This window comes from Ideonella lacteola (assembly GCF_038066555.1).
Lineage (GTDB): Bacteria > Pseudomonadota > Gammaproteobacteria > Burkholderiales > Burkholderiaceae_C > Ideonella > Ideonella lacteola.
Map to the genome: position 1 here is coordinate 186,573 of NZ_JBBUTG010000002.1, position 21,618 is coordinate 208,190.

The following is a 21,618-nucleotide window of genomic DNA, read 5'->3' on the forward strand; positions in this document are numbered from 1 at the left end:
ATTGACCACCGTCAAGTGGTGATGCCCGGGTGGGGCTAACGTCGGAGCCGGCGACAACCCACACGAAGGCACCGCATGAAGCTCACATTCCTGGGCGGCACCGGCACGGTGACCGGCTCGAAGTACCTGCTGGAGCACGACGGCCGACGCCTGCTCGTGGATGCCGGCCTGTTCCAGGGCCTCAAGCAACTGCGCCTGCGCAACTGGGACGAATTCCCCATCGCGCCGGCATCGATCGACGCGGTGGTGCTGTCGCATGCGCACCTGGACCACAGTGGCTTCATTCCGCGCCTGATCGAGCAGGGCTTTCGAGGCGCCGTGCATGCCAGTGCGCCCACCCGCGATCTGTGTGCGTTGCTGCTGCCCGACTCGGGCCGCCTGCTGGAAGAAGAGGCCGAGTATGCCAACCGGCATGGTTTCTCCAAGCATCACCCCGCGCTGCCCCTGTACACCGAAGAAGCGGCGCGCGCCGCGATCGGCCGGTTCAAAGTGCATCACTTCGGCGAGGTCTTCGAGCCGGTGCCGGGCTTGCAGGTCAAGCTGCAACGGGCCGGCCACCTGCTGGGGGCGGCCAGTGTGCGGGTGGCCTGGGAGGGTGGCACGGCGCTGTTCTCCGGTGACCTGGGCCGCTCGAACGACATGCTGATGCCGCCGCCCATGCCGCCGGAGGCCGCCGACTGGCTGATCGTCGAGTCCACCTACGGCGATCGATTGCACGACGGCGGCGAGCCGCTGGACCTGATCGCCGACATCGTCAGCCGCACCGCGCGCCGTGGCGGGGTGGTGGTGATCCCCGCCTTCGCGGTGGGACGCGCCCAAACCCTGCTGCTGGCCCTGCACCGGTTGCGTCAGCAGGGGCGCATTCCCGGCATCCCGGTCTTCCTCAACAGCCCGATGGCTGCCGAGGCCACCGGGCTGTATGAACGCCATGCGGCCGAGCACCGCATCTCGCCGGCCGAGTTCGAAGCGATGCGCCATGCGGCCCACATCGTGTCGACCGTCGAAGAATCGAAGAAGCTCAACAGCCTGAGGGTGCCCGCGGTGATCATTTCGGCCAGCGGCATGGCGTCCGGTGGCCGCGTGCTGCATCACCTGAAGGCCTTTGCACCGGACGAGCGCAACAGCCTGATCTTCGCTGGCTTCCAGGCGGCGGGCACCCGCGGCGCCTCGATCGTCGCCGGCGCGCCGACGGTGAAGATCCACGGCGAACACATCCCCGTGCGGGCCGAGGTTCATCAGATCGACTCGTTCTCGGCGCACGCCGACCGGCAAGAGCTGCTCGCGTGGGTAGGCGCCATGCCCTCGGCGCCGCGGCAGGTCTTCGTGACACACGGCGAGCCCGTGGCGGCCGATTCATTGCGGCAGGCCATCGAAGAGCGTCACGGTTGGCACTGTCGCGTGCCCGAATACCGCGACACCGTGGCGTGGTGAAGACGATGGCAGGAGTTGTCCGTGTCTGAGCCGCTGTCGCAGGTGGCGGTGGGACTGGCCGCCGCGCTCGGCGTGGGTTGGCTCATTGGCTTGGAGCAGGGCTGGCGCACGCGGGACCAGCCCGACGGCAGCCGGGTGGCCGGGCTGCGCACCTTTTCGTTGATTGGCTTATTCGGCGGCGTGCTGGCCAGCCTGCCACAAGCTGCCTGGGCCTTGCCAGCCGGGCTGCTGGCCATCGGTGTGGTGATGGCGGTGGGCTATCGTGAATCGACACGGCAAGGCCCGTCGCTGAGCGCCACCACCGCGGTCACCGGCCTTCTCACCTCGGCCCTGGGCGCGCTCGCGGCTTCCGGCCATGCGGTGGTGGCCCTCTCGGCCGCGGTCGTGGTGGCGCTGCTGCTGGACTACAAGGCCACGCTGCACGGCTGGTTGCGATTGGTCGAGTTGCGAGAGTGGCGCGCTGCGCTTCAGTTCCTGGTGCTGTCGGTGGTGGTGCTGCCCTGGCTGCCCGATACCGGCATGGGGCCGAATGCGTCGCTCAACCCCTACCGGCTCTGGTGGGCGGTGGTGCTGCTGGCGGGCATGTCCTTTGGCAGCCATGTCGTGATGCGCTTGAGTGGGCCCGAGCGCGGCATGCTCTGGACGGGTGTGCTCGGCGGGGTCACCTCATCCACCACCGTCACCCTCACGCTGGCCCGCCGCGCCGCGCTGGATCGCGCGAGTGTGCCGGTGGCCGCCGCGGGCGCGCTCGCTGCCGGCGGGGTCATGTTCGTGCGCATCGGCCTCATCGTCGCAGTGATGCAGCCTTCGCTGCTGCGCCTGCTGGCGCTGCCGTTGGCGGGTGGCGCGGTGGTGATGTTCGCGCTGTGCGGCTGGCATTGGCATCAGCGGGAACAGGCGGCGCCCGCGGTGGCGGGTGCTCAGGCCGACGCGACGGTCGCTGTGGACGAGGCGGCGATCAAGCCCTTTGATCTGGGCACCGTGCTGTCGTTCGGTGCGCTGCTGGCGGTGGTCACGGTGATGGTCGATGCCTGCAAGGCCTGGTTCGGGGATTCGGGCTTGTACGGCGCGGTGGCCGCTTCGGGCCTGGTGGATGTGGATGCCATCGTGGTCTCGCTGGCCCGGCGGGTGGCGGACGAGTCGTTGGTCGCCTCCGTGGCCGCACGCGGCATCGCGCTCGCCTGTCTGACCAATGTGCTCACCAAGGTGGGCCTGGCCTACGGCTGGGGCGGCCATGCCTTCGGGCGCCGGGTCACCCTGGGGTGGGTCGCCGCCACGCTCGTGGGCGCGGGCTTGTTGCTCGCGGCGGGGGCCTGATGCCGAGGCTGGGGCGCTGAGGCCGGGCGAACGGGCGAAGTCTTGCGCTGCCCGGTCACCGCGCCATCATGCCGAGCCACTCAAGATCCACCGTTCAAGAGGCGCTCGCCTCTCGCGGCGCCTGCAACAGGCGCACCACGCGGATCATCTCGCGGTCCGAGCTGGTGGGGTCGGTGTCGAAGCCCATGCGCCGTGCCATGGCGCGCATGGCGTCGTTCTCACGCAGCACGTTGCCCACCATGCGTTGCACGCCACGGGCCGCCAGGTAGTCTGCCAACTGCTGCATCAGCAACCGGCCCAGGCCCTGGCGGTGTAGGTCGGTGCGCACCACCACCGCGAACTCGGCTTCGATCCCGTCGGGGTCGGTGATCGCCCGTGCGACGCCCAGCGTCTCGGGCGTGGTGCCTTCGCGCACGGCGATGAACGCCATCTCGCGGCCGTAGTCGATCTGCGTCAGACGCGCGAATTCGCGCCGGGGCAGCTCTCGGCGCACGCTGAAGAAGCGCAGTCGCAGGTCGTCGGCCGACACATGGTCGATGAAGGCGCGGTGCTGCGGTTCGTCCTCCGGGCGTATCGGCCGGATGCACAGCGGTGTGCCCTGCCAGTCCACGCGCCGCGCCCAATCGGCAGGGTAGGGCTGGATCGCAAAATGCGCCGGGCCTGCCGGTGCCGATGCCGCCACGCGGATGCGTGCATCGAGTGCGAGCACGCCATGCTCATCGGCCCACAGCGGGTTGATGTCGAGCTCGGCCAGCTCCGGCAGATCGGCCTGCATCTGCGCGACCGCCATCAACACGTCGGCGATGGCGTCGAGCTGCGCCGGTGGGTGATCGCGGTAGCCGGCCAGCAAGCGCGCCACCGCGGTGCGCGAGATCATTTCGCGCGCCAGCACCCGGTTGAGTGGCGGCAACCCGATGACCCGATCGGCTTCCACCTCCACCGCCGTGCCGCCGCGGCCCACCATCACCACCGGGCCGAAGCCCGCGTCGATGCTGGCGCCGACGATCAGCTCTTGCGCATGGGGCCGCTGCGCCATCGGCTGCACGCTGAAGCCGGTCAGCCGCGCGTCGGGCCGGGCGGCGCCCACCCGCTCCAGCATGCGGGCCACCGCGCTGCACAGCGCTGCCTCATCGGCCAGGCCCAGCGCCACGCCGCCTACATCGCTCTTGTGGCTGATGTCGGGCGAGAGGATCTTCAACGCCACCGGGTAGCCGAGTCGGCGAGCTGCCTCGGCCGCGGCGTCTGCGCTGGGCCGTGTGGCTTCGGTGGGCACGGTCGGGATGCCGTAGGCGCGCAGCACCTGCTTGGCCTCGGTCTCGTTCAGCAGCTCGCGCCCGTCGGCCAGCGCCTGGCCGATGAGGCGGCGCGCGGCGGCCACGTCGGGCGGGCCGTATTCGCTGGCGCTGGGCACCTCCATCAGCTGGGCCTGGTTGCGACGGTAGCTCGCCAACATCGCGAAGGCGCGCACCGCTTCTTCGGGCGTCGGGTAGTCTGCGGCACCGGCCTGCTCGAAGATGCGGCGTGCCTCTGCCACGGCAGGGTCGCCCAGCCAGCAGGCCATCACGCGCCCCTCGGCCGAGCGCACCAGCGGTGCGCAGGCCCGGGCAATTTCGTCGCTGCGCACGATGGCAGTGGGCGCGTGCATGAACAGCACCGCGTCCACCTCCGGGGCGGCAAGCAGGGTGCGCAAGGCGGTGTGGTAGCGCGCCACCGGCGCGTCGCCGATGATGTCCACCGGGTTGCCATGCGACCAGGTGCCCGGCAGCGCAGCGTCCAACTCGGCCAGGGTGGCGTCGCTCAGCGTGGCGAGTTCCAGGCCCACTCGGGCGGCCGCGTCTGCCGCCAGCACGCCGGCCCCCCCGCCATTGGTCATCAGGGCCAGGCGGCCTTCGCCGCGTGGTGCGAAGCGGGCCAGAGTTTCGGCGGCGAGGAAGAGATCCTGCAGGGTATCGACGCGCAGCATGCCGGCGCGCCGGATGGCGGCCTCGATCACCACATCCGAGCCCGCCAGCGCGCCGGTGTGCGAGGCCGCGGCCTTCATGCCTTGCCCCGCTCGGCCAGCCTTCACGACGATGACCGGCTTGTTGCGCGCGGCGGCCCGCGCGGCGGACATGAACTTGCGTGCCGCCTCCACCGATTCGAGGTACAGCAGGATGGCCCTCGTGGAGGCGTCGCTGGCCAGGTGGTCGAGCAGGTCGCCCGCATCCACATCCATGCGCTCGCCCAGCGACACGAGGTGAGAGAAACCGATCTGCCGTGCCCGGGCCCAGTCGAGCACGGCGGTCAAAAGCGCCCCCGATTGCGACACCAGTGCCAGCGGGCCCGGCTGCGCATCGGTGTGCGCAAAGCTCGCGTTCAGGCCGATCTTCGGGCTCAGCAATCCGATGCAGTTGGGGCCGAGCAGCCGCATGCGGTGCGGACGCGCTGCGTGGAGTGCCGCTTGCTTTTGTGCAGCGTCGAGGCCGGCTGTCATGACGATGGCGGCGCGCGTGCCGGCTCGGGCCAGCTCGGCGATCAGGCCGGGCACGGTGGCCGGCGGCGTGCACAACAGGGCCAGCTCGGGCACCTGGGGCAGATCGGCCACGCGGGCGTGTACCGGCTCGCCATCCAGCGTCGACAGCCGGGGGTTGACCGCGAAGGTGGGGCCGCGGAAGCGGCTGCGCAGGTTGCGCCACACGGTGGCGCCGACACTGCCATCGCGGTCGCTGGCGCCCAGCACCACCACCGAGGCAGGTGAGAGCAGCGAAGACAGGTGGATGACGCTCATCGCGGCTCGGCCCGGCGATCAGGCCGCGGCCAGCGCGCCCAGCAGCGCGGCCTGCAGCACGCAGCGCCGGTTCAGCCCGCCTTCGGCCTCGTCGCCCAATTCCATGGCCAGCGCAGCGCTGGGGTGATCGTTGCCGGCCAGGCTGTCGAACACCGGCACACCGGCATGCTGGCGGATCTGGGCCACCACCGCCGGCGGCAGCCCCTGGCATTCGAGCGCGGCGTACAGACGGCCCAGCACCCGCGCGGTGTCGCGCACCGCATCCGGGCTGGCGATGTGGGCCACGCTGGGCCGGATGCAGACCACGCGCGCGCCCAGCTCGAGCGCGGCCGCTTGAAACAACGCCGCCTCCCCAGACCCTTCTGATTCGGTGACCAAGCCAAGATTGGTGCCGCGCAGCGAGGGCCGCGGTGCGCCACCGAGCACGCTTTGCTTCAACGCGCGGGCGCTCGCCATCAGGCCGGTGCGTTCGCTGGCGGACAAGGGGGCCGATGAGCCCTGAACGGGAGGAGGCAGGCTGTTCAACATGAAGCGCCGACGCGCCGACGTGGCGCTGTCAGGTTGGGGCAAGCCTACCGGTGGGCGTTCGGGCGGCCTTGATTCAGGTCAACCGCCGCTTCTCGGATTTGTGCTGATACAGATCGATCACAAACCGTTGACTGAGTGTTACCGAGCGACGCACTGCGTTGAACGGCCATTGCCCTGGGCTGCCTACAGTCACCGACAACGAATCGCATCCCACCGCCCAGGAGCCCACCATGCTGACCGCCCACACCGCCGCCCCGCTGGCCCCGCGCACTGCCCCGAACATGGCAGCCCGCGCCGCCGTCACCTCGCGCAGCGACGACGGCGAGACCCAGCGCATGGCCCAGGCGATCGCCGAGACGCTGCGCCTGGTGCAGGATCAGCTCTCACCCCAGCGCCGCGTGGTGCATGCCGGCGACGCGGTCTACCAGGCGGGCCAGCGTTTCAGCCACCTGCACATCCTGAATTCGGGCATGGTCAAGGTGGTGAACCTGTCCAACGACGGGCGTGAGCAGGTGGTGGGCCTGAAGTTCCGCGGTGACTGGCTGGGGTTCGACGGCATCGCCAGCGGCCACCATGCCTGCGACACGGTCGCGATGGACACCGGCGAGGTCTGGAGCTTCCGCTACGACGCCCTGCTGGCCGCCTGCGCCACGCAACCGGCGCTGCTGAAGTTGCTGCACGAGGCGATGAGCCGCGAGATCGCCCGAGATCGCGATTCGCTGATGTCGGTGTGCTCGCTGCCAGCAGACGCCCGCGTGGCCGACTTCCTGCGTTACTGGGCCGAATCGCTCGCCAAGCGCGGCCTTCGCACCGACCAGATCACGCTGCGCATGACCCGCGCTGAAATCGGCAACTACCTGGGCATGACCCTCGAGACGGTCAGCCGCGCGCTGTCGCGCCTGTCCAAGCAGGGCCTGATCTGCTTTGCCGAGAAGGGCCGGCGTGAAGTGCAGATCCCCGATGTGGGGGCCCTCAGCGCCTTCATCCAGCATTGCCTCGCTCCGACCCCGGCCGTGCTGCAGTGATCCCTTCGGGCTGTCAGGCGGCGTCGCCTGGCTTGGTGCGATCGGCCCACAGCCGGGCGATGGCGCGCGCGAGTTCGTGGCGGGTGTAGGGCTTGCGAAGCAACTCCCAGCTGGCGGGCGAATCGCGGTCGGCTTCGATCAGCTCGGACGAGTAGCCCGACATCAGCAGGATGGCCATGGCCGGGAAGCGTCGCTGCGCCTCGGCCGCCAGCTCGGTGCCCCGCATGCCGGGGCCGAGCGCGATGTCGGTCAGCAGCAGGTCGAACGACGCGCCGGGCACCAGGGCCAGCAGCGCTTCTTCACCGCTGCTCGTGCTGTGGGCGCGGCAGCCCAGCGCTTCGAGGAAGGTCTGCACCACCTTGCGGACCTCCACATCGTCTTCCACCAGCAGCACCTTCAGGCCTGCCGGCACGGCTGAAGCATCGCCAGCGTCGTCGTCTTCCGGGAGGGCTTCGTCGTCCCAGGGGCGTGGGATGTAAAGCGTGATCGTGGTGCCGGCGCCGGGTGCGCTGTCGATCGAGATCGTGCCGTTCGATTGTTTGACGAAGCCGTACACGGTGGACAGGCCCAGGCCGGTGCCGCGGCCGGCGCCCTTGGTCGTGAAGAACGGCTCGAAGGCCCGTTCCTTCACGGCCTCGGGCATGCCGGTGCCGGTGTCGGTGATCGCGATGGCGACGAAGGGTTGCTCGGCCGAGCTGGGGTCGTCCAGCTCACCGCGCAGGCCGACCGGCACCTGGGTTTCGGGCACCGCGCGAAAGCGCAGCGTGCCGCCCTCGGGCATCGCATCGCGGGCGTTGATGGCGATGTTGAGCAGGGCCGATTCGAGCTGGCCGGGATCCGCCAGCACCACCGGGCCCTGATCGGGCACCTCGGTCTCGATGCGGATGCGCTGGTCGATCGTGCGGCGCAGCATGTCGGCCAGCGAGACGATCATCGCGCCTGCGTCCACCGTGGTGGTTTGCAGCACCTGCCGGCGAGAGAAGGTCAGCAGCTTGCTGGTCAGCTCGGCGGCACGTCGGCTCGCGCGCGAGGCGGCAGCGAGCAACTGCTGGCCGTAGGCGTCACCGGCCAGCGCCGGCAGCTCTTCGAGCACCTGCAGGTTGCCCTGGATCACCGTGAGCAGGTTGTTGAAGTCGTGCGCGATGCCGCCAGTGAGTTGGCCCACGCTCTCCAGCCGTTGGGCGTGGTTCAGCGCATCTTCCGATTGCGCGCGCTGCAAGCTGGTGGCGAGCAGGCTGGACAACGATTCGAGAAAGCGCAGCTCATCGTCGCCAAAGCGCTGCGGCTGGCGCGAGCGTACGGTGAGCGCGCCGACGCTGCGGCCGCGGTCGAGCAGCGGCACCGCCATGGCACTGACCAGGCCCGCTTCGAGGTAGGCCGGCGGCACCTGGAAGCGCTGTTCGGTGCGGTAGTCGTCGACGATCACCGGCCGCCCTTGGGCCACCACGAAGCCGGGAGGGGTGAGCGGGTGGTTGTCCACGCTCGCGCTCGGTCCCTCCGACGGCAAGGTGCCCACACCGCTGGCCACACGGAATTTCTGCCGGTCGGCACTGAGAAGGAACACCACCGAGGCATCGACCTGCAGTGCGTGGGCCGCGATGGTCGGCACCTGCTCCAGCAGCCTCTGAGGGTGGCGCGTGTCGACCGCCAGGCGGCCGAACTGCGCCAGATGCTCGCTGTAGCGCGCCCGCTGCAACGCCTGCTTCACCCGCGGATAAGCACTGATGTTCCGGATGGCCGCCACCACGAACGGCAGGCCGTGTGATTGCAGTGGGCTGAGGGCGATCTCGACCATCACCTCGCTGCCATCTTTGCGGCGGGCCACGAGATCCATTTGCGTGCCCATCGGCCGGGTGCGCGGGGCATGGCCGTAGGCGTTGCGGTACTCGGCGTGGCGCGGCCGGATGCTGTCGGGCACCAGCGCCTCGACCGACATGCCGATCAACTCATGCGCGGTGTAGCCCAGCACCTGGGCGGCCGATGGGTTGGCCAGGCAGATCTGGCCGTCGCGATCGACCAGCAACAGCGCATCCGGGTAGGCGTTGAACAGCGAGCGGTACACCGCCTCTTCTTCGATGCCGGCGGGCAGGGCGGGCGAGGGGGCGGCGTCACCGGCCATGGCGAGCATTGGCAACGAAGAGCGGCGGCGCTTTGGCGTGCAAGGTGGGCATGGGTGAAGCCTCTCAGCCGCTCAGGCCGCTTTCACGGTGGGCACGAACAGGTAGCCGGCGCCACGCACGGACTTGATCCGCTGCGGATTCTCGGCATCGACCTCGAGCTTCTTGCGCAGGCGGCCCACCTGCACGTCGATCGTCCGGTCGAAGGGCGCCGCTTCACGGCCGCGGGTGTGTTCGAGCAGGAAGTCGCGCGACAGCACCCGGCCCGGGTGCTTGGCGAACGCGCTCAGCAGGTCGAATTCGCCGGCCGTCAGGCTGACATCCTGCCCGGCCGGATCGATCAGGCGGCGGGCGGCCAGGTCGAGCACCCAGCCGTCAAATGTGAGCGCCTCGTGAGGCGGCGCCGTGGGCGCGCCCGTGGCCACCGCGGCGGGCTCGGCGGGGGTGAGGCGGCGCATCACCGCCTTGATGCGGGCGAGCAGCTCGCGCAGGTCGAAAGGCTTGGTCACATAGTCGTCGGCGCCGACTTCGAGGCCCACGATCTTGTCGACGGCGTCACCGCGGCCCGTCACGATGATGAGCCCGCAGCGCCAGTGTTCGCGCAACTGGCGGGCGATCGAGAAGCCATCTTCGCCGGGCAGGCCGAGATCGAGCAGCACCAGCGCAGGTGCGTCGTCGATCATCAATGAGAGGAGTTCCGCGCCCCGGTGGGTCTGCGATACGCGGAATCCCTGTTGTTGCAGGTAGCCCGCCAGCAGCTGGGTGATGTCGGGTTCGTCGTCGAGGACAGCGATGTGTTGTGGAGTGGTCACGGCAGCCGTTGCACCTGGAATCGACCAAGGGTAGCAGCTGACCGTGCCACTTTTCGATTCAGGCTCGCACTAACGGCGCAGATGCGCGGCACGTGATGGTCTCGTCGGCGTCAATGTCGACCCTGGTGTTCGGCGTTGCGCTGGCAAGCGGTGCAACGCATGGCGGTGGGCTGGGCGAGCAGCCGAGCGGGCGAGATCGACTCGCCGCAATCGATGCATTCGCCGTAAGTGCCGTCGGCCAGGCGCTGATGGGCATGCTCGATCAGCTGCAGCTCGGCCAGATGGCGGCGCAGGTCGACGTTGTCGATCTCGGCCAAGGCCTCTTCCGCCGCACCGTCTTTCAAGTCGGTGACTTCCCGCTCGGTTTCGCGTCGCGGCCGCGCGGCAAGGAGCAACTGCTCCAGCTGTCGGGCTCGCTGGGCCAACCGCTCGCGGGCGGCCTCGGTCGGGCGGAGGCGGGCAGACATGTGGACACCCCAGATGGCTTGCTGCATGGCGGCCTCAATCATCGAGGCGGGCGCTGGAAGCCCAGCGGGCCGTCCACTCGTCCCAGAGTTCCTGCTGCATCTGCGTGGCGGCATCTTGCCAGGCGCTCATCGCCTGCCATTGGGCGCCCTGGGCGGCCCACCACATCTGCGAAATGACCCCAAACCAGTCGGCCGGCAGTGCGGCAGGTTGGGGAATCGGCGAGAGCGTCGAAGCCATGGTGATGTCTCCTTGCGGCGGCCAAGTCCCCATCGTCTGCCTGAACCCGGCCGCCGTCAACGCGCAGTGCAACAAGACCAGGCCGGTCACGGCCATGGCCCGCTGGGGCCCGCTGGAATGGCCGCCGAACACCTTCGAATTTATTTCAAACGAAAGTAAACAAAAGCATTGTGCTTGTCATTCGCTTCCCCTTAGCATGAATCCATTCGCAAAAGGAAAGCAGCATGGTTCGAGGGCACTCCGATCTTTGGGCGTTGAGCGGGCTGGCGGCCGCTCTGGCGCTCGCCTGGCCTGCCTGGGCAGGCGCCCAGTCCACGCCCGTGGACGCCGGGGCCGCGGCGCCCAACACGGCGCCCGCGGAACCGGCCGCCTCGATGCCCGCGGCCGATGCCGACACGGCACAGCAGATCACCGTCACCGGCACCCGGGCCAGCTTGCTGAAGGCGCGCGAACTCAAACGCAACTCGGCGGTGGTGCAGGATTCGATCGCGGCCGAGGACCTGGGCCGGTTCCCCGACGACAACGTCGCCGATTCGCTGTCGCACGTGACCGGGGTGACGATCTCGCGCACCCACGGCGGCGAAGGGCAGTTCGTGAACGTGCGTGGCCTCGGGCCGGCGTACAGCATCGTGACGCTGAACGGCCGCATCCTCGCCACCGATGGCGACGGCCGGGACTTCGCTTTCGATGTGCTGCCGTCCGAAACCATCTATGGGGCCGACGTGATGAAGTCCGCCGAGGCCTCGCAGATCGAGGGCAGCATCGGCGGATCGGTGAACCTGCGCTCGGCCCGAGCGCTGGCCAACCCGGGGCGCCATGTGTCGCTGCGGCTGGAGGGGCAGTACAACGATCTGTCCGAGCAGGGAGGCAGCAAGGTTTCGGGCGTGTACAGCGACACCTTCGCCGGCAACCGGGTGGGCGTGGTGCTGGGGGCGGTCGTCGCATCGCAGCGCACGAGGTCGGATTCGGTGCTCGACTTCACCTACAACCCGGATTCGCCAGGCGAGTTCGACGCCAACGGCGACCACCGCATCACCCCCGATGAACAGAACCTGCTCGGGGTGTGCTGCGTGGCCTTCGGTGCCGTCGAGCAGAAGAAGCAGCGCACGGCGTTGTCGGCCGCGGTCGAGTGGAAGCCCACCGACGACTTGAGGCTGACCTTCGATGCGCTGGGCACGCGGCTGGACGCGCCGGCCATCGGCTACCACCAGGCCTATTACGTCGAGCATGCGGAAGACCGCTGGTCGGATGTCAGTATCCGCGACCATCTCGTCACCGGCATGACGATCCACGGGCTGACCCCCGAGGTGGTGACCCGCACCGAAAACCGGGTGGTCGACACGAGCCAGATCGGCCTCAATGGGCAGTGGAAGGCCACGGGAGACCTGACGCTGGAGGCCGATGGCTACGTGTCACGCTCCGTGCGCGATTCGGGCGGCAAGGACACCTGGGTCGTGGCCGGCATCCCGGGCAACCACACCGGCTACTTCAGCGCCAACCGGCACGCGTTGCCCGACATCCGCGTGACGCTTGAAGACGGTCGCGATCTGGCTGCCGCCAGCTCGACATTGGGCAACGATGACTACGCCCTGCACTGGGCCGAGCTGGGGGGCGACGACATCCACGACACCGTCAAGGGCCTGTCGCTGGGCGGCAAGCTGGCTGTGGAGTGGGGCCCGGTCGAGCGGCTGCACTTCGGCGTGGCCGACACCCGCCGGGCGAAATCGCGCCGCACGGTGGACAACCTCGAGAACGCCTGCCAGTACTGCAACTACCACTACACCTTCGCTGACCTCGGGGCCGATGTGGTGCGACCGCTCACGCTGAAGAACTTCATGCGCCATGCGGGAGGCAGCTTCCCCACCACCTTCGTGCGCTTCGACACCGCGGCCTACTTCGATGCACTGAAGGCGCTGGACGGGGTGGAGATCCTCGACGACAACGGCCAGCCGACCGGCACGTATTACGACTCCAGCCTGATGGCGGCGCGCGTCAACCCTGTGCGCTCCTACCGCGTCACTGAGGACACCCAGTCCGCCTACTTCCAGGCCGACTTGTCGGGCGACGATTGGTCGGCCAACGTCGGCCTGAGGCTGGTGCGCACCCAGACCACGTCGCGCACCGCCGTCAACCGCATCATCGCGATCGACGACCCCACGCCCGACGACCCCACCTCGAGCCCGGACGTGACCTACAGCCCGGCAGAGCCCGTGTCGGCGCGAGGCGAGTACACCAAGCTGCTGCCATCGGTGAACTTCGCCTACCGCTTCAGGCCCGATCTGCAATTGCGGCTCGCGGCCGCCAAGGTGATGTCGCGCCCTTCACTCGATCAGCTGGTGCCCACCGCCGAAGACCACACGCTGGACCGAACCTGGCGCATCGACGTGCGCGGCGATGCCAACCTGAAGCCCGTCGATGCCACGCAGGCCGACCTCTCGCTCGAGTGGTACTACACCCGTCGCTCGATGGTCTCGGGCGCGCTCTTCTGGAAAAACATCCGTCACTTCGTCACCTACGCCATCGACGACAACGTCGACATCGGCGTGCCGGGCTACCTCTTCGACATCCAGCACCCGATCAATGGCGACCGGGCTCGGATCCTCGGCTACGAGTTCGGCTTCCAGCACCTGTTCGACAACGGCTTCGGCGTCAACCTGAAGTACTCCGGCACCGACACGCGAGCGCGGGTCAACGGGCGCGAAGCTGGCGATCTCGAAGGCGTGTCGCGCTCGGCCGTGTCGATTGCGCTGCTGTACGAAGACGATCGCCTCAACGCCCAGGTGGCACTCGACCACAGCGGCCGCTACACCGAGGCGCTCGATGCGGTGGGCAGCTACAGCCGCTACGGCGAGCCGCTGACCTGGGTGACCGCATCGGCGGCCTACAACCTGACGCCGGAAATCACGCTGTTCATCGAGGGCAAGAACCTCACCGATGCGTACTACCGCGCCAACCTGGGCCGCCCGGATGCCCTGGCCGGCTTCGAGACCTGGGGCCGCACCTACACGGCCGGATTGACCATCAAATTCTGAAAGGCCAAGCGGTGAGTATTCGAGCGATTGGGGCGTGCGTGGCGATGGTCGTCACCACATCGGTGGCCGCGGCCACCGGGGGCGCGGCTGCGGCCGCCGACAACGGCCTGGCCCGCACGCCGCCCATGGGCTGGAGCAGTTGGAACCAGTTCGGCGAGCACATCGACGAGCAACTGCTGGTGCAGACGATGGATGCCATGGTGGCCAACGGCTTGCGCGATGCGGGCTATGTGTACATCAACCTGGACGACGGCTGGCAGCGCCACAAGGGTGAGCGGCGTCAGCAGCCTCTGGAGGCCGATCCGGTCAAGTTCCCGCATGGCATGCGCTGGCTGGCAGATTACGCCCACCAGCGGGGCTTCAAGCTGGGCATCTACAGCGGCCCTGGGCAGACGACCTGCGCCGGCTTCACCGGCAGCGAAGGCCACGAGCAGGAGGACGCCAAGCTGTTCGCCTCGTGGGGTGTGGACCACCTCAAGTACGACAGCTGCTGCTCGCACAAGGACACCCCGCGTGATGCGCTGCAGCCCATCGTGCGCCGGATGAGCCAGGCCCTGCGCGCCACGGGCCGGCCGATCGTCTACCACGCCTGCCACTGCGGCTGGGCCGACATCTGGGAGTGGGGCGCCCAGGCCGGTGCCAACCACTGGCGCATCGGGCAGGACATCTCCGACGATTTCGACTACCCCGGCAACCGAGAGAAGTACTACTTCGATGTGCTGGACATGCTCGACCGCGGCATCGCGCTCGGCAAGCACACCGGCCCGGGCCACTGGAACGACTTCGACATGCTCGTGGTGGGGCTGAACGGCCGCAGCCGCGAGTTGGTGGGCGCTGGCGCCTCGAATGTCGAGTACCGCACCCACTTCAGCTTGTGGGCTCTGGCTGCGTCGCCGCTGCTGATTGGGGCGGATGTGCGAACGCTCGATCCGTACGCGCTGGAGACCTTGTCCAACCGCGAGGTCATCGCACTGAACCAGGACCCGCTCGGCGCGCCTGCCGAGAAGGTGCGTGATGACGGGCCGTTGCAGGTCTACGCGAAACCGCTGGCCGATGGCCGCGTGGCCGTGGCGTTGCTTAACCGCGGCAGCGCCACCGCCGAGATCACCGTGTCGCCAGGTCGCGATCTGGGCGAGCCTTGGAAGCGCTATCGGGTGCGCGATCTGTGGCGCCACGCCGATCTGGGCGAAGTCGACATTCCCTACACCGCCGAGGTCATCAGCCACGAGGCGCGGGTGCTGCTGCTCACCCCCGTCCCGGGCTCGACCGCGGCTCCGCTGCCTGACAGCACCACCCACTGAGACACGTGGCATGACAACTCCTTCTTCCTCGAACTGGCTGGGCTTCGCCCTGCTCACCATGCTCACCTGGGGCGTGTGGGGCGCCTTCACCGGCCTGCCCACCGAGCATGGCTTTCCGGACACGCTGGTCTACGCCGTCTGGGCGCTGACGATGGTGCCCCCGGCGATCTACGCCTGGCGGCGTGCCGGCGGCGTGGTGCAAAAAGATCGCCGCAGCATCGCGCTGGGCCTGGCCATTGGGCTGCTCGGCGCCGGTGGTCAGATGTTGCTGTTTCGCGCGGTGAAAACCGGCCCGGCGTACCTGATCTTCCCGATCATTTCGCTGTCGCCCGCGCTGACGATCGCCATGTCGTTCGCGCTGCTGCGCGAGCGCACCGGGCGGCTTGGCATGCTGGGCATCGCCTTGGCGCTGCTGAGCCTGCCGCTGTTCGACTACACGCCCGGCGGCCACAGCGAGCTCGGCCCGTGGTTCCTGCTGGCGGTGGCAGTGCTGGTGGCCTGGGGCGTGCAGGCCTACTTCATCAAGCTGGCCAACGCGACGATGAGCGCAGAGAGCATCTTCGTCTACATGACCCTCTCGGCCGTGCTGTCGATCCCGGTGGCGGTCGTGATGACCGACTTTTCTCAGCCGGTGAACTGGGGCTGGAACGGGCCGGGGCTCGCGGCGGTGATCCAGGTGCTGAATTCGATCGGTGCGCTCACGCTGGTGCACGCGTTTCGCCATGGCAAGGCCATCGTCGTGTCGCCGCTGGTCAACGCCGGCGCACCGCTGCTCACCGCGGTGATCGCGCTGCTGGTGGCCGGCGCGGTGCCCGGCCCCTTCAAGATGGCGGGCATCGGCCTGGCGCTGCTGGCGGCGCTGCTGCTGGCGCTTCAGCCCGAGGGCGATGCAGGCGGCTCAACGGGCGCCTCTGGCGAAGGAGCCAGGGCATGAAGGCGCTGCTCGAGTTGGTCGGGCGTCACAAGGCCGGCGAAGCAGTGGGCATCTACGCCCTGTGCTCGGCACACCCGGTGGTGTTGCGGGCGGGCATGCAAGAGGCGCTGCGCACCGGCTCGCCGCTGTTGGTGGAAGCAACCTCGAACCAGGTCAACCAGTTCGGCGGCTACACCGGCATGAAGCCGGCCGACTTCCACGCCTTCGTGATGAGGCTGGCCGACGAGGCGGGCTTTCCGCGCGATCGCCTGCTGCTGGGCGGGGACCACCTGGGCCCCAACTGCTGGCAGGGCGAGTCGGCAGACAGCGCCATGGCCAAGTCCGAAGCGCTGATCGAGCAGTATGTGGAAGCGGGCTTTCGCAAGATCCACCTCGATTGCTCGATGGCCTGTGCCGACGATCCGCCGGTGCTGCCCGAGGCGGTCGTGGCCCAGCGGGCTGCACGCCTGTGCGCGGTGGCCGAGAAGACGCACGCCAGGGTGGGCGGTGAGGCGCCGGTCTATGTCATCGGCACCGAGGTGCCGGTGCCGGGCGGTGCGCATGAAGACCTGCAGGAGCTGGCGGTGACGCGGTCAGACGCTGCGGCGCAGACGATCGCCTCGCACCGCGACGCCTTCGGCCGGTGGGGCCTGGAAGCCGCCTGGCCGCGGGTCATCGGACTGGTGGTGCAGCCGGGTGTCGAGTTCGACCATCACAAGGTCATCGACTACGTGGCACCGAAGGCGAAGGCACTCAGCGCCTTCATCGAGCACGAACCGCATCTCATCTACGAAGCCCACTCCACCGACTACCAGACACCCGCCGCCTTGCAGGCGCTCGTGCGCGATCACTTCGCGATCGTCAAGATCGGCCCTGGGGCCACCTTCGCGCTGCGCGAGGCGCTGTGGGGCCTGGCCGAGATCGAGCGCGAATGGCTCGGCGACGGCGAGGGGTCGCACCTGAAGGACGTGGTGCTGGGCGTGATGCAAGCGCGGCCGCAGCACTGGCAGAAGTACTACAGCGATCCGGCGCGGCAGCGTCTGGACCTGCAGTTCTCGCTGAGCGACCGGATCCGCTACTACTGGGCTCAACCCGAGGTGCGCGAGGCCTGCGCCCGCATGCTGAATCGGCTGGGTGACGGGCCGCTGCCGCTCACGCTGCTGAGCCAGTACCTGCCGCTGCAATACGCCGCGGTGCGCGACGGCGTGCTGCCCAACGCCGTCGGTGCCTTGCTGCACGAAGGCGTGGGGCAGGTGCTGCGGCAGTACGTCGCCGCCTGCACGCCGGAAACCGGCGAGGCGATCACCCGCGAGCCCGATCTGGCCCTGACATGAACCCACTTGCAGACAACAACAGGCCAGGGAGCCTTAGACGATGACTTCACTTCCCCAAGCGACCCCCTTCGATGAGCGCATGCCCCCGGGCGCCAGCTGGACGGTGCGCGAGATCGCGCAGCAACCCGATGTGTGGGCCCGCGTGAGCGCCCTGGTGCAAGCGCAGACCGGCCCGAAGGACATGAGCGAGCCCTTCGTGGCCCGTTGCCTGGCCACGCCAGGCTTGCGGATCGTGCTCACCGGCGCGGGCTCGTCGGCCTTCATCGGCCAATGCCTGGCGCCGGCCCTGATGCGCCACACGGGGCTGCGGGTGGACGCCGTGGCCACCACCGACCTGGTGGCGGGGCCGCACCTGTACTTCCAGCGCGACGTGCCGACGCTGCTGGTGTCCTTTGCCCGCTCCGGCAGCAGCCCGGAGAGCGTGGCGGCGCTGGAGTTGGCCGACCGTTTCGTCGACGACTGCCAGCACCTCATCTTCACCTGCAACCCGGACAGTCACCTGAGGCGGCTGGCCGCCGATCGCGCCAACGCGCGCACCCTGCTGCTGCCAGCCGAGACGCACGACCGCGGCTTTGCGATGACCTCGTCGTTCACCTCGCTGCTGCTCGCGGCGACGCAGGTCTTCGGGCTGCTGGGCGCGGGCGATCCGGCCGCAGCCATCGCGCGCGCGGCCGCGTCGCTGCTGAGCCAGGGCTTGCCCCTGGCTCAGGCGCTGGTCGAGCAGCACTTTGAGCGGGTGGTCTACCTCGGCAGCAACGAATTGCAGGGGCTGGCCCGCGAATCGGCCTTGAAGCTGCTGGAGCTGACGGATGGCCGCATCGTGGCCAGCCACGATTCACCGCTGGGGTTTCGCCATGGGCCGAAGACCATCGTCAACGACCGCACACTGGTGGTGATGTTCGTCTCGAACGACCCCTACACCCGCCAGTACGACCTCGACCTGTTGGCTGAGCTGCGACGTGACCAGCGCGCTGCCCGGGTGCTGGCCCTGAGCGGCCAGCCGATCCTCGGCGACGCTGCTGCAGCGTCCGACGATGTGCAGATCGAAGGGCTCGAGGCCGCCCCGGACCTGGCCTTGGCCTTCCCTTGCGTCGTCTTCGCCCAGCGTTTCGCGCTGCTGCAGTCGATGCACCTCGGGTTGTCGCCGGACAATCCCAGCGTTTCGGGCACCGTGAACCGGGTGGTTCGCGGCGTGACCATCCACCCCTTTCTCGACACACCCGCGGTGACGCATGTTCCTCGGCATTGACGGTGGCGGAACCAAGACCGCCTTCACGCTCATCGATGGGGAGGGCCGCGTGCTGGCCCGGCATGTCGACGGGAGCCTCTATCACCCCGAGGTGGGGCTGGACGCGGTGGCCCAGGTGCTGCGGCGCGGCATCGCAGCGGTGCTGCAGGCGGCCGGTGCCGAGGCGCAGGCGCTGACCTTCAGTTTCATCGGCCTGCCGTGCCACGGCGAAGACAGCCGGCTGCAGCCGCGCCTGGATGCGCTGCCACAGGGGCTCTTGCCTGCAGGGCGCTACCGGTGCGGCAACGACATGGTCTGCGGCTGGGCCGGCTCGCTGGGCGGCCGCGACGGTGTCAACATCGTGGCGGGCACCGGCTCGATCGCCTACGGCGAATGGCAAGGCCGAGAGGCCCGGGCCGGCGGCTGGGGCGAGCTGTTCAGCGACGAGGGCTCCGCCTACTGGATCGCCCGCGAAGGGCTCGCGCTGTTTTCACGCATGAGCGATGGCCGCGCCGAACCCGGGCCGCTGCTGGCGCTGGGACGCGAGCGCTTCGGCTTGCAAGACGACCTCGACCTGTGCGCCGCGGTCTATGGCCCGGATGGTCTGGGCCGCAGCGGCCTGGCGGGCCTCGCACCCTGGGTGGCCGAGGCGGCGCGTTCGGGAGACGCGGGTGCGCGAGCCATCTTCGTGGCGGCGGCTTCGCAGTTGGCCGACATCGTGGTGGCCACGGCCCGGCGTTTACAGGTGCCGGCCGAGGCGGTGCTGCCGGTGTCGTACTCAGGGGGCGTGTTCCAGGCCGATTCGCTCGTGCTCGACCCCTTTCGCCGCCTGCTGGCCGAGAGATGGCCGTCGGCGCAGTTGATGACGCCGCGGTTCAGCCCCACCGTGGGCGCCGCGCTGCAGGCCGCGCGCCTGGCCGGCTGGTCGTGGTCGCCCGAGGCCCTGGAGCGCCTCGGCCACCCCGCCGACCCGGTGCACGCGGCGCCGGTGGAGCAGGGCTGAGCGGTGGGGTCGCGCGCGGCTGGCCCTGCTGGTGGCCAAAAGGGAGCTCGACATGGCTCTGGACAGGGCGTTGGAAAGAGCACCGAAAAGGTCGGGCGGCTGCTGGCCACAGCGGCCCTCCTTCTCGCGGCAGGGTGGTCAACTGCCCGTGCCGCGCCGGGTGATCGCTACACCATGGCCGACTTCGCTCGTGTGCCGAAGATCGATGCCCACGTTCACCTGCATGGCACCTTGCCGCAGTGCTTGGCCACCGCTCGGCGCGACGGCTTCCGGTTGTTGACGATCAACGCCGAAGCGCCGGATTTTCCGGGTCTCGACGAGCAGCAGCGTGACGCGGTCGCCTTGGCCCAGGCACACCCCGAGCAGGTCGCCTGGGTGGTGAGCCTGCCCTTTGAGGGATTCGAGTCCACGACGTGGTGGCTGGCCACCGAGGCGCGTTTGCAGCGGGCCCGCGCGCTGGGCGCACAGGGCGTGAAAGTGTGGAAGAACCTGGGCCTGTCGCTGCGCGACAGCCAAGGCCGAGCGGTGCTCATCGACGACGAGCGCCTTCGGCCTCTCTTCGACCTGCTCGACCAAGACGGATGGGTGCTGCTGGGTCATCAGGCGGAGCCCCGCAATGCCTGGTTGCCGCTGGCGCAGATGACGACACGAGGTGATCGCGAGTACTTCGCCACGCACCCTCAGTACCACCTGGCCCAACACCCCGAATGGCCCGACCAGGCCCGACAACTGGCGGCCCGCGACCACCTGCTGCGGCGCCACCCGAGGCTGCGCTACGTGGGTGTTCACCTGGCCTCGCTCGAATGGAGCGTGGCCCGCCTGGCCGAGTTTCTCGATCGCTTCCCGCAGGCCACGGTCGACCTGGCCGCGCGAATGAGTCACCTGCAGCATCAGGCGATCGACCACCACGACGAGGTGCGCGCCTTCATGCTGCGCTACCAGGACCGGCTGCTCTATGGGACCGACCTGTCGGTGGCCGAGGGCCAGCGCGACGCCGAGGTCGCCGCCGAGGCCCACGCCACCTGGCGGGCCGACTGGCGCTTTCTCGTCACCCGCGAGTGGCAGCGCCACGCCGACCTGCCGGCCCGCTTCCGCGGCCTGGACCTGCCCGCCACCGTGATCGACAAGCTCTACCGACGCAACGCCGAGCGAGTATTCCCCGCCGCCTGGTCGCGGGCTTGGCGCTACGATCGCTCAGGCGAGGAAACCACCCCACGATGACGACGAAGAACGCACCCCGGCCCGGCCATGCAGCGGGCCGCCCGCCCCGCAGCGGCGAGGGCGAGGAAGCGCCGCTGCTGCTGGAAGAGCGCCGGCGGGAGATCCGTGCGCTGATCGAGGAAAAGGGCAAGGTCACCACCGAGCAGTTGGCCGCACGCTTCAATACCTCGTTGGTCACCATCCGCGGCGATTTGAATGCGCTCGCCGAAACCGGCCAGATCGTGCGCACCCATGGCGGCGCGCTGGCCCACCGCGATGGCGAAGAGGTGCCGATCGAGATCAAGCAGAGTCTGCGCCACGCCGAAAAGGTGCGCATCGCCAGCGCGGCGGTCACGATGATCCAGGACGGTGACACCATCTTGCTGGATTCGGGCTCCACCACCGGCGAGATCGCCAAGCAGATCCGCGGATTGCGGTTGCACGCGATCAACGTCATCACCAATGCGCTGAACGTGGCGGTGACGTTGGCCCAGGCGCCGCATGTGCGGCTGGTGATGCTGGGCGGCGTGTTGCGGCCCAATTCGTTCTCGTTGTCCGGCCCCCAGGCCGAAGCCTCGCTGGCCGGCCTGCAGGCCGATCGTCTGTTTCTGGGCGTCGACAGCCTTGATCCGGAAATCGGCCTGATGACGCCGCATTTGCTGGAGGCGCAGCTGAATGCGCAGATGATCCGCGCGGCGCGCCAGGTGATCGCGGTGGCCGATTCTTCCAAGCTGCTGCGCCGCAGCCTGTCGGTGATCGCGAAGGTGGAGCAGATTCACACGCTGATCACCGACGAGGGCGCGCACCCCGACAGCGTGGCTGCGTTGCGCGCGCGCGGAGTGGACGTGGTGCTGGTGTAGCGGCATGTCAAGCCTGCTGGGGTCCAGATGCGCGGGCGTTGCCTG

17 protein-coding genes are annotated in these 21,618 nt (G+C 69.0%); 11 read left to right on the forward strand and 6 right to left on the reverse strand.

The window, feature by feature from the left end:
• Positions 1-75: 75 nt before the first annotated feature.
• Complete coding sequence (locus AACH06_RS04325; RefSeq protein ID WP_341424395.1) at positions 76-1,431, forward strand: MBL fold metallo-hydrolase RNA specificity domain-containing protein; 1,356 nt, start codon at positions 76-78, stop codon at positions 1,429-1,431.
• 21 nt (positions 1,432-1,452) lie between these two features.
• Positions 1,453-2,748 carry an MgtC/SapB family protein gene (locus AACH06_RS04330; protein ID WP_341424396.1) on the forward strand — a complete coding sequence of 432 codons (1,296 nt, stop codon included), beginning with the start codon at positions 1,453-1,455 and terminating at the stop codon, positions 2,746-2,748.
• Between the two features lie 94 nt (positions 2,749-2,842).
• Here the strand turns inward: AACH06_RS04330 and AACH06_RS04335 are convergent, their stop codons facing one another.
• A complete protein-coding gene (locus AACH06_RS04335; RefSeq protein ID WP_341424397.1) occupies positions 2,843-5,515 on the reverse strand; it encodes a bifunctional acetate--CoA ligase family protein/GNAT family N-acetyltransferase in 2,673 nt (890 codons plus the stop codon).
• An 18-nt stretch (positions 5,516-5,533) separates the two neighbouring features.
• Positions 5,534-6,085, reverse strand: a complete 552-nt coding sequence (locus tag AACH06_RS04340) for a Rossmann-fold NAD(P)-binding domain-containing protein (RefSeq protein WP_341424398.1) — start codon at positions 6,083-6,085, stop codon at positions 5,534-5,536.
• 188 nt (positions 6,086-6,273) lie between these two features.
• Between AACH06_RS04340 and AACH06_RS04345 the strand changes: the two genes are divergently transcribed.
• Positions 6,274-7,068, forward strand: a complete 795-nt coding sequence (locus AACH06_RS04345) for a Crp/Fnr family transcriptional regulator (protein WP_341424399.1) — start codon at positions 6,274-6,276, stop codon at positions 7,066-7,068.
• A 13-nt stretch (positions 7,069-7,081) separates the two neighbouring features.
• Here the strand turns inward: AACH06_RS04345 and AACH06_RS04350 are convergent, their stop codons facing one another.
• From AACH06_RS04350 to AACH06_RS04365, 4 genes are all read right to left on the reverse strand, one after another.
• Positions 7,082-9,187 carry a PAS domain S-box protein gene (locus AACH06_RS04350; protein WP_341424400.1) on the reverse strand — a complete coding sequence of 702 codons (2,106 nt, stop codon included), beginning with the start codon at positions 9,185-9,187 and terminating at the stop codon, positions 7,082-7,084.
• A 72-nt stretch (positions 9,188-9,259) separates the two neighbouring features.
• Complete coding sequence (locus AACH06_RS04355; RefSeq protein ID WP_341424401.1) at positions 9,260-9,997, reverse strand: winged helix-turn-helix domain-containing protein; 738 nt, start codon at positions 9,995-9,997, stop codon at positions 9,260-9,262.
• A 110-nt stretch (positions 9,998-10,107) separates the two neighbouring features.
• Positions 10,108-10,464 (reverse strand): TraR/DksA family transcriptional regulator, encoded by a 357-nt coding sequence (locus tag AACH06_RS04360; RefSeq protein WP_341424402.1) that lies wholly within the window; start codon positions 10,462-10,464, stop codon positions 10,108-10,110.
• Between the two features lie 34 nt (positions 10,465-10,498).
• Positions 10,499-10,702 (reverse strand): hypothetical protein, encoded by a 204-nt coding sequence (locus AACH06_RS04365; protein ID WP_341424403.1) that lies wholly within the window; start codon positions 10,700-10,702, stop codon positions 10,499-10,501.
• A 224-nt stretch (positions 10,703-10,926) separates the two neighbouring features.
• Here AACH06_RS04365 and AACH06_RS04370 point away from each other — a divergent pair, with 224 nt between their 5' ends.
• From AACH06_RS04370 to AACH06_RS04405, 8 genes are all read left to right on the forward strand, one after another.
• Complete coding sequence (locus tag AACH06_RS04370) at positions 10,927-13,734, forward strand: TonB-dependent receptor (protein ID WP_341424404.1); 2,808 nt, start codon at positions 10,927-10,929, stop codon at positions 13,732-13,734.
• Positions 13,735-13,745: 11 nt separating this feature from the next.
• Positions 13,746-15,035 carry a glycoside hydrolase family 27 protein gene (locus AACH06_RS04375; protein ID WP_341424405.1) on the forward strand — a complete coding sequence of 430 codons (1,290 nt, stop codon included), beginning with the start codon at positions 13,746-13,748 and terminating at the stop codon, positions 15,033-15,035.
• Between the two features lie 10 nt (positions 15,036-15,045).
• Entirely contained in the window at positions 15,046-15,969 is a 924-nt protein-coding gene (locus AACH06_RS04380; protein ID WP_341424406.1) for an EamA family transporter, read from the forward strand.
• Positions 15,966-17,282, forward strand: a complete 1,317-nt coding sequence (locus AACH06_RS04385) for a D-tagatose-bisphosphate aldolase, class II, non-catalytic subunit (RefSeq protein WP_341424407.1) — start codon at positions 15,966-15,968, stop codon at positions 17,280-17,282. The genes AACH06_RS04380 and AACH06_RS04385 overlap by 4 nt, the downstream gene beginning before the upstream one ends.
• A 40-nt stretch (positions 17,283-17,322) precedes the next feature.
• Positions 17,323-18,531, forward strand: coding sequence for an SIS domain-containing protein (locus AACH06_RS04390; RefSeq protein WP_341424408.1), 1,209 nt, complete (start codon positions 17,323-17,325; stop codon positions 18,529-18,531).
• The gene (locus tag AACH06_RS04395; RefSeq protein WP_341424409.1) at positions 18,515-19,513 is read left to right on the forward strand and encodes an N-acetylglucosamine kinase; all 999 of its coding nucleotides are present in this window, start codon (positions 18,515-18,517) and stop codon (positions 19,511-19,513) included. Before AACH06_RS04390 ends, AACH06_RS04395 begins: the two co-directional genes overlap by 17 nt.
• A gap of 174 nt (positions 19,514-19,687) precedes the next feature.
• Positions 19,688-20,734, forward strand: a complete 1,047-nt coding sequence (locus tag AACH06_RS04400) for an amidohydrolase family protein (RefSeq protein ID WP_341424410.1) — start codon at positions 19,688-19,690, stop codon at positions 20,732-20,734.
• Positions 20,731-21,573, forward strand: coding sequence for a DeoR/GlpR family DNA-binding transcription regulator (locus tag AACH06_RS04405; RefSeq protein ID WP_341424411.1), 843 nt, complete (start codon positions 20,731-20,733; stop codon positions 21,571-21,573). The genes AACH06_RS04400 and AACH06_RS04405 overlap by 4 nt, the downstream gene beginning before the upstream one ends.
• The last annotated feature ends 45 nt before the right edge of the window (positions 21,574-21,618 follow it).

Coding starts and splice junctions, on each gene's coding strand:
- AACH06_RS04325 (WP_341424395.1), top strand. CDS start 76: ATGAAGCTCACATTCCTGGGCGGCACCGGCACGGTGACCGGCTCGAAG.
- AACH06_RS04335 (WP_341424397.1), bottom strand. CDS start 5,515: ATGAGCGTCATCCACCTGTCTTCGCTGCTCTCACCTGCCTCGGTGGTG.
- AACH06_RS04345 (WP_341424399.1), top strand. CDS start 6,274: ATGCTGACCGCCCACACCGCCGCCCCGCTGGCCCCGCGCACTGCCCCG.
- AACH06_RS04350 (WP_341424400.1), bottom strand. CDS start 9,187: ATGGCCGGTGACGCCGCCCCCTCGCCCGCCCTGCCCGCCGGCATCGAA.
- AACH06_RS04360 (WP_341424402.1), bottom strand. CDS start 10,464: ATGTCTGCCCGCCTCCGCCCGACCGAGGCCGCCCGCGAGCGGTTGGCC.
- AACH06_RS04365 (WP_341424403.1), bottom strand. CDS start 10,702: ATGGCTTCGACGCTCTCGCCGATTCCCCAACCTGCCGCACTGCCGGCC.
- AACH06_RS04370 (WP_341424404.1), top strand. CDS start 10,927: ATGGTTCGAGGGCACTCCGATCTTTGGGCGTTGAGCGGGCTGGCGGCC.
- AACH06_RS04380 (WP_341424406.1), top strand. CDS start 15,046: ATGACAACTCCTTCTTCCTCGAACTGGCTGGGCTTCGCCCTGCTCACC.
- AACH06_RS04385 (WP_341424407.1), top strand. CDS start 15,966: ATGAAGGCGCTGCTCGAGTTGGTCGGGCGTCACAAGGCCGGCGAAGCA.
- AACH06_RS04390 (WP_341424408.1), top strand. CDS start 17,323: ATGACTTCACTTCCCCAAGCGACCCCCTTCGATGAGCGCATGCCCCCG.
- AACH06_RS04395 (WP_341424409.1), top strand. CDS start 18,515: ATGTTCCTCGGCATTGACGGTGGCGGAACCAAGACCGCCTTCACGCTC.
- AACH06_RS04400 (WP_341424410.1), top strand. CDS start 19,688: ATGGCCGACTTCGCTCGTGTGCCGAAGATCGATGCCCACGTTCACCTG.
- AACH06_RS04405 (WP_341424411.1), top strand. CDS start 20,731: ATGACGACGAAGAACGCACCCCGGCCCGGCCATGCAGCGGGCCGCCCG.